Origin of the sequence: Acinetobacter sp. ANC 3903 (assembly GCF_002135315.1) — a bacterium.
Lineage (GTDB): Bacteria > Pseudomonadota > Gammaproteobacteria > Pseudomonadales > Moraxellaceae > Acinetobacter.
In genome coordinates this window covers 176030-191166 of record NZ_NEGA01000002.1, presented here as the reverse complement: position 1 = coordinate 191166, position 15137 = coordinate 176030, and the positions used below count along the sequence as shown (strand labels likewise).

The 15137-nt window shown below is 45.1% G+C and carries 10 protein-coding genes; 7 read left to right on the top strand and 3 right to left on the bottom strand.

From position 1 onward, the window contains the following. Positions 1-144: 144 nt before the first annotated feature. From B9T29_RS02255 to B9T29_RS02245, 3 genes are all read right to left on the bottom strand, one after another. Positions 145-2223, bottom strand: a complete 2079-nt coding sequence (locus B9T29_RS02255; RefSeq protein WP_086174366.1) for a TonB-dependent receptor plug domain-containing protein — start codon at positions 2221-2223, stop codon at positions 145-147. 186 nt (positions 2224-2409) lie between these two features. Continuing rightward, positions 2410-3405 (bottom strand): ABC transporter substrate-binding protein, encoded by a 996-nt coding sequence (locus tag B9T29_RS02250; RefSeq protein ID WP_086174365.1) that lies wholly within the window; start codon positions 3403-3405, stop codon positions 2410-2412. Positions 3406-3408: 3 nt separating this feature from the next. Then, positions 3409-3996 carry an ANTAR domain-containing response regulator gene (locus B9T29_RS02245; protein WP_086174364.1) on the bottom strand — a complete coding sequence of 196 codons (588 nt, stop codon included), beginning with the start codon at positions 3994-3996 and terminating at the stop codon, positions 3409-3411. Positions 3997-4445: 449 nt separating this feature from the next. On the opposite strand from B9T29_RS02245, the gene B9T29_RS02240 reads away from it, so the two are divergent. From B9T29_RS02240 to B9T29_RS02210, 7 genes are all read left to right on the top strand, one after another. Continuing rightward, positions 4446-5786, top strand: coding sequence for an MFS transporter (locus B9T29_RS02240; RefSeq protein ID WP_086174363.1), 1341 nt, complete (start codon positions 4446-4448; stop codon positions 5784-5786). 31 nt (positions 5787-5817) lie between these two features. Further along, complete coding sequence (gene nirB, locus B9T29_RS02235) at positions 5818-8364, top strand: nitrite reductase large subunit NirB (protein WP_086174362.1); 2547 nt, start codon at positions 5818-5820, stop codon at positions 8362-8364. A gap of 20 nt (positions 8365-8384) precedes the next feature. Beyond that, positions 8385-10019, top strand: coding sequence for a nitrite reductase small subunit NirD (gene nirD / locus B9T29_RS02230; protein ID WP_086174361.1), 1635 nt, complete (start codon positions 8385-8387; stop codon positions 10017-10019). A 287-nt stretch (positions 10020-10306) separates the two neighbouring features. Further along, on the top strand, positions 10307-13087 hold the full coding sequence (locus B9T29_RS02225; RefSeq protein WP_086174360.1) for a nitrate reductase: 2781 nt from the start codon (positions 10307-10309) through the stop codon (positions 13085-13087). Then, positions 13084-13710, top strand: coding sequence for a molybdenum cofactor guanylyltransferase (mobA, locus tag B9T29_RS02220; RefSeq protein ID WP_086174359.1), 627 nt, complete (start codon positions 13084-13086; stop codon positions 13708-13710). The genes B9T29_RS02225 and mobA overlap by 4 nt, the downstream gene beginning before the upstream one ends. Before the next feature lie 133 nt (positions 13711-13843). Continuing rightward, the gene (gene moaA / locus B9T29_RS02215) at positions 13844-14884 is read left to right on the top strand and encodes a GTP 3',8-cyclase MoaA (RefSeq protein WP_086174358.1); all 1041 of its coding nucleotides are present in this window, start codon (positions 13844-13846) and stop codon (positions 14882-14884) included. Between the two features lies 1 nt (position 14885). Next, positions 14886-15137, top strand: coding sequence for a MoaD/ThiS family protein (locus B9T29_RS02210; RefSeq protein WP_086174357.1), 252 nt, complete (start codon positions 14886-14888; stop codon positions 15135-15137).

The window sequence follows — 15137 nt, the reverse complement described above, 5'->3', positions numbered from 1 at the left end:
TTCAATTTTGACTTTACGAACAATTTTTAGTTTCTAAAATAATTTGTGAAAGCAGTCTATTGACTCAATCGGAAACAAGCCTAGATACAACAAATAAAGTGTTATAAAAAAATCGGTGTCTGGCACCGGTTTTTACCTTTTAGTTTAGAATTTCTTTTCTACACTGATAAGTACACTTGGAATGGCCTGATTCACCCGTGATTCATACAGGCTGCCATCGGACTGATTGTTCAAGCGCTCTTTATAATCGGTGCTGAAAATATTGCGCGCACTGAGTGTGGTTGCCCAGTCATCATTAAAGCGTTTGGTCACACTGATATCCATGTTAACCCGTTCATTGCTGGTACGGTCATAAGGCTGGTTATCCAAGGCACGGGTAAACTCGGGAACATAGTTCAGATTCACACTGCAGGAAAGACGCCAAGGCTGATAGTTATAAGACAAACCGGCACTTGCTGTATAAGGCGCCACATCACTGGCTAAACGTTGCTGATGATTGGCATCTTCAATTTTTGCACGTACCGTCGACAGTTGGCCATTCAACATAAATGAATGACCATTTTCAGTTTGCTTTAACGCATAACGAGCAGCAATTTCAACACCATAAGTAGTAGCATTGTCCTGATTAATCGGTCTTTCAACAAAACGACCGTTTTCCTGACGAATCACTTTCTCAATATAATCCTCAATTTCGCGTTGGTATGCCGTGATATTGATGCCGCCTGCCGGGGTGTTATAACCCAAGGTAGACTCAAAGGCGGTAATTTTTTCCGGACGTAAATTTGGATTGCCGCCACGGTCAGGGTTATTCAGGCTGCCGGCATCACTGTCGGTAGAAACAGAAACCGTGGGTAACAGCTGGTCGGTTTTAGGACTGCGGAATGCCTGGCTGATATTGCTTTGTAATGACCAGTGATCATCAAAATCAAAGCGGTGTGCCAAGACTGGGCTAAAGTGACTGTCGCTATAATCCACCAGTCCTGAACGGTTAATCCATTCCTGACGCGCACCCAAGGTTACTGTTTGTCGGTCGCTAAACTTCCAGCTACCTTCGGTATAAAGTGCATAACGCTGTTCATCCAGTGTATTGCTAATATTGCTTTCAAGCTCACTCGAGCGAATATCACTACCAAACTTCAGTTGCCTGGTTTCACCAAACTTACGCACACCATCATAAGCCACACCATATTCATTCACGGTTTCATCGGTATAGCTGCTGAAGAGCGGTGACTGGGTCGATTCAGTTTCATTCTGTTGTTCTACAGAAAGACGAATCTTGTCGGAATTGCCCTTGTCCTTGCGTTCATAACGGGTATTTAAACGGATACTGTCGTTCTTGTCATTTTGCGTCTGATCGCCACGGCTACCGTCACTTTCATTATTACGATAGAACACTTCGGCAACCAGTTTTTGCTGGTCATCTAGCTGATACTCTACACGCGGTGCCAGCATTTGCGACTTGCGTTCAGTAATGCGCTTTTGTTCGCGGGTTTCGCTGCTGGTTTGGGTCTGGGTGATCGAGGTGGTGTCATTCCACATCTGGTTGGCAGACATGCTGTATAACCAGGCATTATCACGACCGTCAGCCTGAACACTGATATTTTTACGCTGATCTTCTTTTTGATCCGATTTTGCCAAGCCATATCCCGCACGGACGGTTCCGCTGATGCGGGCATTATCCAGCGGTTCTTTTAGAATAATATTGATGACTGCGGAAGATGCCACAGAGGCCTGAGCAACACTTGGCTGTTTGGTAATTTCAATCCGTTCGATCATGTCTGGCGTAATGCTGTCGACGACTGACATGCCACCACGTGGGCCGCCTTGAACCGGTTCACCATTGATTAAAAATACCGGGGCACCGCCACCACGAAAACGCATACCTGAAGCACCGCCACCACCACGCGGACCTTGTCCTGGAGTGGGCATTTGAAAACCGGCTGCACGGCGCAAGGCATCATTCACGGACTGATCACCAAATTGCAGCATTTCTTCCCGGGTGACAATGGTTTTGGCCACTGCACTGATATCAGGGTCTTTGGCCTGAGCCGGGGCAGCTTGAAACTTTAGGGTCGCCAGGGTTTGTACCGGTGCGGTTTGGGCCGCAGTTCTGTCTGTTGTAGTTGTATCTGTTGTGCTATCAGCAGCCCAAGTTGGGGACATAAAAGTAAACAAAGCACAACTTAATGCACTTAATTTCCAACGCGGTTGTATGCGTTTCATTATTGAATGTTCCATATGTCGTTTTGTGCGTAAGATAACGTAAAAATATGGAGAAAAATTGTGGAAAATCGCGCAAATAAAAATAAAAGATAAAAATCCGATAATAGCGATAAAACAATCAGAATGAATGGTTTAGCCCCAGCGTTTGGTCAATTTTTATATCGCTGGGGCAATACTGATGTTGGTCTATTTCTGTAAAGATAAAATACAGTTCTGGCTGATCTGATCAATGTTTTGCTGATTCAGGCTAATGTGATCCCATTTCAGCATTTGCTGAATCAGCCAGTGAAAATCTGCCAGCTTTGGCACCGAAGATTCAATGACAAAGTTACGGATAATAGACTGAATGGAATGGAACTTTTTCACATGGATGCTGTCGGAACATTGGAACTGAACAATATTAAAGTCAATCAGCATCTTCCAGACTTCAGTATAGTCCTCCAGCGTCTGCAATTCTTGCTGTGCTTTTTCAATCGCAGCCACTAAAGCACGATGCGTATGCGGATGCTGTGCTGCCCAGTCGGCCGTGACTGCCAGTACCTTGTCGGCCACCTTGGGAATAACATCCTGACTGCTTGCCACAACCTGGCTGATGCCCAACAGTTCTCCTTGGGTGTTCCAGGGTTCCCCGACACAGAAACCATCAATGACATGATTGCTTAAGGCTTCCACCATATACGGAGGCGGAAGGGTGGTGAGTTTGATTTTTTGGGCCACCTCAGCATTGGCAAGGGCTAACCATTCTCTTAAACAATAATGATGAATGGACTGCTTAAACACATGCGCCAGTTGAATTGATTGTTGTGCCTGTATCGCGGAGACAATTTTTTCTGCCGATTGTTGGGCAGTATCTTGCGCTGAAATGTGCAGGTCGAAACATAATTTCTGGCTCAAACTGATAAAGGCACGGTTATGACTGAGCACCAATGCCGTTTGTAAGGGAATGCCGAGCTGGTCTTCACCTAGCGCTGCGGCAGGAAGCATGGCAGACAGGCAATGGGCGGCATCTAAAAAGCCGAAGGCCAGCCGGTCTCTGAGACTTGCCCATGAGGCTTCCTTGACTAAAGTAACCTCCAGACCAAGTTCTGCAAAAAAGCCACGCTGTTTGGCCCAAAGGATAGCCACACAGTCAAGCAAAGGAATGTAGCCAATCTGGATTTGGGTTTTTTCTAAATCTGTCATGGGCTAATCCTTGAATTGGTTTTGTAACAGTTGTTGGGCATCCAATAAACGCCGTGCCATTTCTCCAATGGTCATGCGATGGCTCATGGCATTTTTTCTGAGTAATTGAAATGCCTGATCTTCAGTGAGGGAATGCAATTGCATCATCAGTACTTTGGCTTGATCTACCACTTTACGGTCAGCCAGTTTATTTTTGGTTTCTTCCAGATCATCCAGTAATTTTTTATGTTTTTTATACTGGGCAATTGAAATTTCCAGAATGTTCTGCAGTTTGGCCGGATCAATCCCGTCCACGATATACGCTGTGACCCCGGCATCAATGGCACTTTTAATGGTGTCTTTATGACTGTTTTTAGTAAACAGCACGGTGGGTAAATCGAACTGGCTGACACAACTTTCAATAATGTCGCGATGGGGATGATCCATATCCAGCAAAATCACATCTGCATGTAACTGTTCTAAACGGAACAGGCTTAAATGGTCGATGGTCAGGCAGGCCACCACCTCGAAATGATGTTCGATCAGGGAAGCTTTTATATAGTTGGCACGTTCTTGATCGTCATCAATCAGTGCAATTTTTAGTTTTGGCATATTGAGCTAAATACCATCTAAGCAGAGCCAGAAAAATTTCTATCTAATCGAAAGCAATTTAAATGCCAAAATTAATAAAACTCTATTTTTTTTATAAGAATCAGACATAAAACTTGAATTGAACAGCGTATTGCACTGTCTTGATGCAAAAATGCGCTACGAGGAAGCACAAGTGTAGTTGCTGTGAATACTCATTTTGTTGTTTAGTAGGGCAGATGAAGCAACTGGTTTGTGAGAAACATGGTAAAACTTAAATAAAAAATGTTAAAAAATAATAATTTAAAGATATTTTATTATTGTTGGCACAGTCATTGCTTAATCTCTACTGAGTCAAAGACGACTCTAAAAAATTTGTAAGACGGCCAACGATGTCCGTTCTGATCGAATCTGCTATGCAGCTATCCGCATAACAGATAACCCAATACGTTCAGTTCAGGAAGGAGAAGGTTATGTCTTCAAATTTATATGAAAAAAAGGCAACAAAAATAAGTCTTTTTAGTTTTAACAGCGCGGCGATGAGAGCCTTCCACATGAGTTGGCTCGCCTTTTTTGTCTGCTTCTTTGCCTGGTTTGCCTGTGCACCTCTAATGCCGGTCATTGCAGGTGAATTTCATCTCACTAAAGACCAGATTGCCAATATCAATATTGCCGCCGTGGCTATTACCATTATTGTCCGGCTGATTGTCGGGCCTTTATGCGACAAATACGGTCCACGCAAAACTTATACCGCATTATTAATTATCGGCAGTATTCCAGTCTTTGGTGTGGCTTCTGCCAACAGCTATGAATCCTTCCTGTTTTTCCGCTTATTGATTGGTGCGATTGGTGCCAGCTTCGTGATCACCCAATATCACACCAGTATCATGTTCGCACCGAATGTGGTCGGGACTGCCAATGCGGCATCAGCAGGTTGGGGGAATGCCGGCGGCGGCGCGACACAAGCCTTGATGCCGTTAATGCTTGCTGCCTTGGTGATGTTTGGTGTTGAACAGGCGATGGGCTGGAGAATTGCTTTATTGGTGCCAGGTATTCTGATGATTATTGTCGGTGCGCTTTACTGGAAATTCACCCAAGACTGTCCACAAGGTAACTTTAAGGAACTTCGTGCGCAAGGCATTCAAGTCGGCAGCGATAAAAAAGGCGGTATGGCAATTCTGATGCATGCTGCGCGCAACTACCGTGTCTGGATTCTGTTTGGTGCCTATGCTGCGTGTTTCGGTATCGAAATTTTCATTCACAACATCGTGGCAATGTACTACGTTGAACATTTCAGCTTTGGCCTGAAAGAAGCAGGACTCGCTGCCGGGATCTTTGGTTTGCTCGCGCTGTTTGCCCGTGCTTTAGGTGGAATTATTTCTGACAAAGTGGCAACCAAAAAAGGTCTGGATGGCCGTACCAAAGTGCTGTTTACCATGATCTTGATGGAAGGCTTGTTCCTGATTGTATTCTCACAAATGAACAGCGCAATGCTGGCGATTTTAACCATGACTATCTTTGCCTTATTCACCCATATGGCTTGTGGCGCAACCTATGCACTGGTGCCATTCATTGACCGGGATGCTTTGGGTGGCGTGGCAGGCATTATTGGTGCAGGCGGTAATGTGGGTGCAGTTGCGGCTGGTTTCTTGCTGAAAGGCATGCTGGATATTCAAACCTGCCTTATGTTTCTGGGGGGATTTGTAGTCCTTGCAGCAAGTTTTGTTCTGATGATCCGCTTCTCGGTTGAACATAAAGAGAAGGAACAAAAACTGTATGAACAAGCAGTGCTTGAACGAAACAACATGGCTTAAATCAATAGATTAAAAGAATAGGAGAAGCAATATGAAACTGGTAATGATTGGCCATGGCATGGTAGGACACAAATTTATTGAATCCGTGCTTGAGCATGCTGGTGATGAAGTTGAAATTACCATCTTGGCAGAAGAACCACGTTTAGCCTATGACCGTGTTCATTTAACTGAATATTTCACCGGTAAATCAGCCAAAGACCTCACACTTTGCCGTGCAGATTTTGCTGATGCTTATGGGATTGATCTGCGTTTAAGTACCAAGGCAACTGCCATTGATAGCTTAAATAAAACGGTTACCACCAATCATGGCGATGTGATTAGTTATGACAAATTGGTGCTGGCAACCGGTTCATATGCTTTTGTTCCTCCTATTCCGGGTAATGAGCGTGAAAACTGTTTTGTTTACCGCACCCTTGAAGATCTGGATGCCATTCGTGCTGCGAGTTTAAATGCAAAAACCGGTGTGGTGATTGGCGGTGGTCTGTTAGGTCTTGAAGCGGCTAAAGCCCTTCGTGATCTGGACTTGGAAACGCATGTGGTCGAGTTTGCACCTCGCTTAATGGCGGTGCAAATTGATGACTTGGGGGGCAAGGTTCTACGTGCAAAAATCGAAAACCTGGGTGTAAAAGTTCATACCCAAAAAGCTACTCAATGCATCGAGGCAGGCAGTAACACCACGCACGTGATGAAGTTTGGCGATGGTTCTGAACTTGAAACCGATATCGTTTTATTCTCTGCGGGGATTCGCCCACGGGATGAATTGGCGCGTCAAAGTGGCCTGGCGCTTGGTGAGCGTGGCGGTATCGTGATTAATGATTATTGCCAAACTTCAGATGCGGACATTTACGCGATTGGTGAATGTGCGCTTTGGCAAAATAAAATCTATGGTTTGGTTGCACCGGGCTATGACATGGCGCGTATTGCAGCAAAACATGTCATGGACCAAGCCTGCAATACATTTGCCGGCGCGGACATGAGTACCAAGCTGAAACTGATGGGTGTAGATGTGGCATCGGTGGGTGATGCCCATGCCATGACCCCGAATGCACTCAGCTATTTTTATGCCGATGAAGATGCCCTGATCTATAAAAAGATTGTGGTGAATGCGGAAAAAACCAGATTACTTGGTGCAGTGCTGGTGGGCTGTGCCAAAGAATATAATGACCTGCTGCAAATGATGCTGAATGGATTGGACATTCCAGAAAATCCTGAAAGCCTGATTATGCCGGGCTATGCACAATCAAGCGCCAAAGCCGGTGGCAGCGGTGTCGATTTACTGCCAGATAGTGCAACCATCTGTTCATGTAATAACGTGTCTAAGGCCGACATTTGCAGTGCGATTGCAGACGGTTCAACTTCACTCGGTGCACTAAAAAAATGCACTAAAGCTGCAACAGCTTGTGGTGGCTGTGCGCCCTTGGTCACGCAAGTATTGAAGTCTGAATTACAACGCCAAGGCGTGACGGTCAATAACCATCTGTGTGAACACTTTGCCTATTCACGCCAAGAGCTGTATCACCTGGTTCGTGTTAATGAAATCAAGACTTTTGATGATCTGATCGGGCAGCATGGTCATGGCCTGGGCTGTGATATCTGTAAACCAACGGTGGCAAATATTTTGGCATCTTGCTGGAATGACTTTGTGTTAAAGCCAAGCCATGCCGGCCTGCAAGACAGCAATGACTATTATCTGGGCAATATCCAAAAAGACGGTTCTTACTCTGTTGTGCCACGTATGGCAGGCGGCGAAGTTACGCCAGATGGCTTGATTGCCATTGGTCAAATCGCTAAAGAATATGGCTTATATACCAAATTAACGGGTGGCCAACGTGTCGACATGTTTGGTGCGCAAGTCCATCAATTGCCTGAAATCTGGGAAAAACTGATCAATGCTGGTTTTGAATCGGGCCATGCTTACGGCAAGTCTTTACGTACCGTGAAATCATGTGTCGGCAGTACCTGGTGCCGTTATGGTGTAGATGATTCAGTGGGCTTGGCGATCTTCCTGGAAAATCGCTACAAAGGTTTGCGTTCTCCACATAAATTGAAAATGGCAGTGTCTGGCTGTACCCGTGAATGTGCCGAAGCACAAAGTAAAGATGTGGGCGTGATTGCGACTGAAAAAGGCTGGAACCTGTATGTCTGCGGTAATGGCGGCATGAAGCCTCGTCATGCTGAACTGTTGGCATCTGACCTGGATACACAAACCCTGATTCGTTATATCGACCGTTTCTTTATGTTCTATATCCAAACGGCTGATCGCCTGCAACGTACTTCGGTATGGCGCGACAATCTGGAAGGCGGGCTGGACTATCTTAAAGCTGTTGTGGTTGAAGATTCTTTAGGCATTGCTGCTGAACTGGAACGCCGTATGGAGCATGTCGTCGGCACCTATCAGGATGAATGGCGCACTGCGGTGGAAGATCCGGAAGTGCGTAAACGCTTTAAAACCTTTATCAATGCAAAAGTTGAACAACAAAACGATCCACACATCCAATTCGCTGAGGTTCGCGGTCAAATCCGCCCAAAAACCGAGGCTGAACGTGATGTGACCCGTATTCCTGTTGTTGAAGCTTAAAAGAATAAAGGAGAAAGAAGATGACAATATTTAAAGAGATGAATAAAACCAATGAGCTGGATTGGGTCGAAGTGTGTAGTCTGGATGACATCACGCCCAATACCGGGGTGGGTGCATTGATCAACGATCAACAAATTGCGCTGTTCCGTGTCGGCAATGAAAAACGTGTTTATGCCTTAAGTAATCAGGATCCGTTTAGCCAAGCCTTTGTGATGTCACGCGGGATTGTGGGTGATTTACAAGGTGAGCGTGTGGTTGCCTCTCCAATTTATAAACAGCATTTCAGTCTGGCAACTGGGCGTTGCCTGGAAGATAAAGACCAAAAGCTGCTGGTATTTCCAAGCAAAATTGAACAAGGCAAAGTCTGGGTTCATCCAACGCCGCAAAAAACCTATATCACCAACAATGGCACCGCTCAGGAAAAGATGAAACTGGTATTGGTGGGCAATGGTCTGGCGGGTATGCGTTGCCTGGAAGACCTACTCGACATGGCACCCGAGCGTTATGAAGTGACCGTGATTGGTGAAGAACCTTGGGGTAACTATAATCGCATCATGCTCTCGCCAGTCCTGTCAGGTGATAAAACTATTGATGACATCATGCTGCATTCGCATGCCTGGTATGCAGAGAAGGGTATTCGCTTTATTGCCGGTGATGCTGCGGTCAAAATCGACCGTCCGCGTAAGCAGGTCTATACAGAAAAAGGCGAAATCGTGGATTATGACCGTCTGATTCTGGCGACCGGTTCGAAACCGTTTGTTCCACCCATTTCGGGTAGTGACTTGAAAGGCGTGCTCAGTTTCCGGGATATTTATGATGTGAATACCATGCTGGATTACTGCAAAACCAAACAGAATGCCGTGGTGATTGGTGGTGGTCTGTTGGGTCTTGAAGCGGCTTATGGCCTGAAACAACGTGGCATGAATGTGACAGTTTTACATTTGATGGATCGCATCATGGAACGTCAACTGGATAGCCGTGCAAGCAGCTTGTTAAGGCAAAGTATTGAAGCGAAGGGTATCACCATCATTACTCAAGCCAATACAGAACAATTGATTGGCGAAGACAGTCATGTGACCCACATTAAACTTAAAGATGGCACTGTTTTAGAGGCTGATCTGGTGGTTTTTGCTGTCGGGATCCGCCCGAATATGGCATTGGCACAAAGTGCAGGTTTGCGCTGTAACCGTGGCGTGATGGTGAATGACACCATGCAAACTTTTGACCCAAGTATTTATGCGGTGGGTGAATGTATCGAGCATCGTAATCAAACCTTCGGTCTGGTTGAACCACTTTGGGGCCAGGCTTTCATTTGTGCATCACATTTGGCAGAGCATGGCAGCCTGACCTTTAAGGCACCGACGGTTCCAACCCAGCTCAAGGTCAGCGGCTGTGATGTATTTTCAGCAGGCCGAATTGATTTAGAAAATAGCGAACCGCAGGACGATTACGAAGATATTATCTTGAATGATGAAAAACGTCAGATCTATAAACGCATTATTATTCAAAAAGATAAGGTGATTGGTGCAGTATTGTTTGGTGATACTGAAGATGGGGCTTGGTATGCAGAACTGATTTCTGATCAAACACCAATCAGTAATATTCGTAATAAATTGCTGTTTGGTAAAGATTTTGCATTAAAAAAAGCAGGTTAAGAAAAATCCATTTTGTAATGTACCAAAAAACAGGATACGCGGAAACGTCATCCGCAACTGTTTGAGTCAGGACAAAATATGAAAATGAATGTTTCTGCGAATTTTTTGTTAAATGACGGATGTGAACGAGTTTTGCGGATGACAATGGTTTTGCCTACTTTTCCCGAAAGAAAAGTAGGTTGAACCGAAGGTTAATCCAGAAAAATAAGTTCTATTGAAAAGACACCGTCGTAATGAATCTATTTGAAATGAATCAAATTGTATATTTCAAAACTTAAGGAGTCTCTATGAATAGTATCCCTGTGATGGAACTGCATAGCTCCACAGAATTACAAACTAAGACCACGCACACTACCTGTCCCTATTGTGGTGTAGGTTGTGGTGTCACTGCGACTGTACAGGACACAGCTTTAGGTCAAAAAGTTTCGGTTACCGGGGATGTAAATCATCCATCCAACTATGGAAAACTGTGCATTAAAGGCAGTAATTTGGCTGATACCATTGGCCTGGAAACACGTGTTCTTCATCCAATGCTGGGCCGAAAGAATCAGCGTGAAAAGACTGATTGGAATACCGCAACAGATTTAATTGCCAATAAGTTTCAGCAATACATTGATCAATACGGGCGTGACAGTATTGCCTTTTATGTGTCCGGGCAATTGCTGACGGAAGACTATTATGTGGTGAATAAATTCGTTAAAGGTTATTTGGGTACGGCCAATATCGACACCAATTCACGACTCTGTATGTCTTCCGCAGTTGCGGCACACAAACGTGCCTTTGGTGAAGATATCGTTCCAGCCAGCTATGCAGATTTTGAACATACCGACATGGTGGTATTGGTCGGTTCTAATACGGCATGGTGTCATCCGGTGCTGTATCAACGCATCATGCAAGCCAAAGAACAGCGTGATCTGTTTGTGGTGGTGATTGATCCGCGTTTTACCAGCACCTGTGAAGCTGCGGATTTACATTTGCCGATCTTACCGGGGCAGGATGTCGCTCTATTTAATGGCCTATTACAATATCTATTTAAAAATGGTCATGCTAACCAACATTTTATTGATCAATATACGCAAGGTTTAGAACAGGCTTTAGCACAAAGCCAAAGCGAAGTCTCAATTGAAGATGTAGCTCATCGCACCGGTATTTCTATTGAAAAACTGCAAACTTTCTATGAAAAATTTGCCCAAACCGAAAAAGTGATGACCCTGTTTTCTATGGGGGTGAATCAGTCCTCCCAAGGGGTGAACAAGGCCAACAGCATTACCAACTGTCATTTATTTACGGGGAAAATTGGCAAACAGGGTGCTGCACCTTTTTCCATGACCGGGCAACCGAATGCCATGGGCGGGCGTGAAGTGGGGGGATTAGCGAATATGCTGGCAGCACATCTGGAACTGGAAAATGCGAGCCATCAACAGCTGGTACAAAACTTCTGGCAAAGTCCCTATATTGCCAAGCAAGCGGGTTTCAAGGCGGTTGATCTATTCCATGCTGTAGAAAGTGGCAAGATTAAAGCCATCTGGATTATGGCCACCAATCCTGTGGTGAGTTTGCCCGATGCAGATCAAGTGAAACGTGCTCTGGAAAAATGCGAGTTTGTGGTGGTGTCCGATATTTGTCAGGACACCGATACCACGCAATATGCCGATGTGCTGTTACCTGCACTGGGCTGGGGTGAAAAAGACGGTACTGTCACCAACTCTGAACGCCGTATTTCCAGACAGCGTGCTTTTTTAGATGCACCGCTAGAGGCGAAAGTGGATTGGTGGGCGATCAGTCAGGTCGCAAAAAAATTAGGTTTCAATGGCTTTGATTTTAAAAATAGTCATGAAATTTTCCTGGAACATGCGCAATTGTCGGCTGAACAAAACTCAGACTTGGCCCATCGCCATGAAGTGGAAAATTTCCGTTATTTCAATCTAAGCGGTTTAAGCGATTTAAATACAGTTGAATATGATGATCTGCAACCGGTGCAATGGCCAGTCTGGAACAAAGATCAGGCAGATGGCTCTGTAGCTCGATTATATTCCAAAGGGCAATTTAGTCATGCTGATGCTAAAGCCAAATTTATTGCTATTTCGGCGGTAAATCCGGTTCATCAAACCTGTAATGAGTTTCCACTGGTTTTGAATACCGGACGGATTCGTGACCAGTGGCACACCATGAGCCGTACCGGACTCTCTGCCAATTTAGCTAGCCATCGCGCCGAGCCGTATTGTGAAATTCATCCGCATGATGCTTTGAAATATGGGGTGAAAGATGGCGAGCTGGTGGAAGTTAAATCGAAGTGGGGCAATTGTGTACTTCGTGCCACGGTGAGTGACAACATTCGCCGTGGACAAGTCTTTGCACCGATTCACTGGAATGATCAGGTGGCATCGGATGCACGGATTGGCAAGGTCGTTAATCCAGTGGTGGATGCCATTTCCGGTGAACCCGAATTTAAGCATACCCCGGTGATCATTCACCCATTTTATAGCCAGTGGCAAGGCGTATTTTATGTGCGTCAGGGTTTTGAAAAGATCGTGCAATCTTCCATTCAAAATACCGTGTGGTGGACCAAAATCACCACCGCCAAAGCTGTGCGTTATGAACTGGCCGACCGTAAAAAATTTACCCAGACCACTGAACAGTTAAAAGAGCTGTTGCCGTTTCAGGATGAAAGTTTTGAATGGCTGAACATTGAAGATCAAACTGCGCATATCAGTCACAGTGTGGTGTTGAAGGATGGGCACTTGATTGCCAGCCTGTATATTGCACCGAAGGCTTTATTGCCAGACCGCGACTGGGTCGCAAGCCTGTTTAAGCGTGAACGTTTAAGTGCAATGCACCGTAAAGCCTTACTGGCAGGACAGCCAATGTCGATGGCGAACAATGAAGGTCCACTGGTCTGTAGCTGTTTTAAAGTCGGTAAAAACCGAATTATTGATACCATCAAAACCAAAAATATCACTGATGAAAAACAGGTTACTGCATGCCTAAAAGCGGGCGGTAACTGCGGTTCATGTTTGCCTGAAATTCGTGGCCTGATTAAAGCCTGTCAAATGGAGGCGGTAGAATGAGAAAAACATTAAAAAATGCTGTTTATCCCAGCACCGATCTGGTGATTTTAGCTGGGGGGCAGGCACGGCGCATGAATGGCATCAATAAGCTGCTACAGAAATTTGATGACCAGATTCAACTGATCAAAATCCATCAACAGTTAAAATCCGATGTAGCGCACGTCTGGATTAACAGCCACCGGGATGATTCGATTTACCAGAAAATTATTCCCAGCATTCATTGCTATCAGGATGATGAAAGCGGCTTTTTAGGTCCACTGATGGGCATGAAAAGCGCTTGGGCACATGTACAGGCCGACTATGTGCTATTTGTCCCCTGCGATGTGACCTATATCCCTTCACGAGTTCTACTCAAGTTGCATCAGGTTTTGGCGAAAAACAGTCTGGCAGAGGTGGCCTATGTGGAAATTAATGGTACGGCCCTGTATCCATTTTGTCTGCTTAAACGCAGTAGTCTACCTACCTTTATCAATCATCTCGAACAAAAACAGCGCAGTCTAAAACACTGTTTTGCCGACTTGCACGCCCAAGTAGCAAGTTTTAAAAATCGTGCCCTATTTTTTCACAGCATTAATTCACTGGATGAGCTACAGCAGCATCAACAACTTAAATTTCTGCATTAAAACAGAATCTTTTGCCTTTGGCACAAAGTTGGAACACTTATTGCAATTCTAACAATAACAAGATTGGGCACTTTAAATCTTGCGCACAACATCTGTGCAATTACAACAAGATGCCTGAAGATGGATGTTCCACATGAATATGATGACAGAACTTGAAACCGATGCGCGATTTGTCGATCAGTTTGGTCGAAGCAAGCGTAAATTGCGAATTTCAGTGACCGATCGCTGTAATTTTAAGTGTGCCTATTGCATGCCGGAACATCCTGAATGGATGAAAAAACACGACTTGCTCAGTTTTGAAGAGCTTTATCATTTTTGTGCTTTTATGGTGCATCGTGGCATAGAAGCGATTCGCATTACCGGGGGAGAGCCTTTAATGCGTCAAGGGGTAGTGCATTTTGTGGCACAACTGCAAAACCTGAAACCCTTGGGACTGAAACGCATCTCCATGACCAGCAATGGTCATTATCTCAAACAATATGCACAGGCTTTAAAACAGGCCGGACTGGATGATTTGAACATCAGTCTGGACAGTCTGGATGCTGATCAATTTAAACAGCTGACCCAAAAAGATTTAAGCCCCGTACTTGCCGGAATTCGTGCAGCACAAGAGGTCGGTTTGCCTATCAAGATCAATAGCGTATTGATGAACGGCATCAATGACAATCAGATTTTGCCGTTGGCACGCTGGTCCGTTGAGCAAAATATCCAGCTCCGTTTTATTGAATTTATGCCACTGGACGGTGAGCGTAAATGGTCGACTGCACATGTGGTCAGCGAACAGCAGATTTTAGATACCCTAAGCACTGAATTTATCGTGACTAGCCAAGAGCATCATGCAGCTCATTCGACTTCCGATCCGGCAAGACAATATCTGATTGATGGTCATCCAATTGGCATTATTTCTACCATTACCCATTCATTTTGTGGCAGCTGTGATCGGCTGCGTTTAACCGCACAAGGCGAATTTTATAACTGCCTGTTTGCACCGCAAGGTTTGCAGCTAAAAACTGAAATTAAAGCCCTGGCTGCATCTACACCTTTGAGTGAACTGGGCTTGCATCGCACTGTATCAAATTATATCTGGAATAAAGAACAGGGCTTTCATGCCATTCAACAACGCTTGAAAAATGAGCCATCCCGTAAAATCAGCATGCATATGATTGGAGGTTGAAATGCCACAGATCAAAATTCAAATTGAAGCCTTCGGTGCGGTAGAACGACAGTTACCCGCAAATTTAGCCCTGTTATGCAGTGCTCGGAGCACTGTTGCCGAGGTTTTAGTACAAGTCGGACAGGATTATCCGGCAGCTTTTACCATGCTTGAACGCTGTGCCTGTGCCATCGGTGAGGACATTATTCCACGTCAAACCCAGTTGAATGCAGACAGTACCCTCGTGCTGTTGTCCCCAGTGGCCGGAGGTTGA

Coding starts and splice junctions, on each gene's coding strand:
- B9T29_RS02255 (WP_086174366.1), bottom strand. CDS start 2,223: ATGAAACGCATACAACCGCGTTGGAAATTAAGTGCATTAAGTTGTGCT.
- B9T29_RS02250 (WP_086174365.1), bottom strand. CDS start 3,405: ATGACAGATTTAGAAAAAACCCAAATCCAGATTGGCTACATTCCTTTG.
- B9T29_RS02245 (WP_086174364.1), bottom strand. CDS start 3,996: ATGCCAAAACTAAAAATTGCACTGATTGATGACGATCAAGAACGTGCC.
- B9T29_RS02240 (WP_086174363.1), top strand. CDS start 4,446: ATGTCTTCAAATTTATATGAAAAAAAGGCAACAAAAATAAGTCTTTTT.
- nirB (WP_086174362.1), top strand. CDS start 5,818: ATGAAACTGGTAATGATTGGCCATGGCATGGTAGGACACAAATTTATT.
- nirD (WP_086174361.1), top strand. CDS start 8,385: ATGACAATATTTAAAGAGATGAATAAAACCAATGAGCTGGATTGGGTC.
- B9T29_RS02225 (WP_086174360.1), top strand. CDS start 10,307: ATGAATAGTATCCCTGTGATGGAACTGCATAGCTCCACAGAATTACAA.
- mobA (WP_086174359.1), top strand. CDS start 13,084: ATGAGAAAAACATTAAAAAATGCTGTTTATCCCAGCACCGATCTGGTG.
- moaA (WP_086174358.1), top strand. CDS start 13,844: ATGAATATGATGACAGAACTTGAAACCGATGCGCGATTTGTCGATCAG.
- B9T29_RS02210 (WP_086174357.1), top strand. CDS start 14,886: ATGCCACAGATCAAAATTCAAATTGAAGCCTTCGGTGCGGTAGAACGA.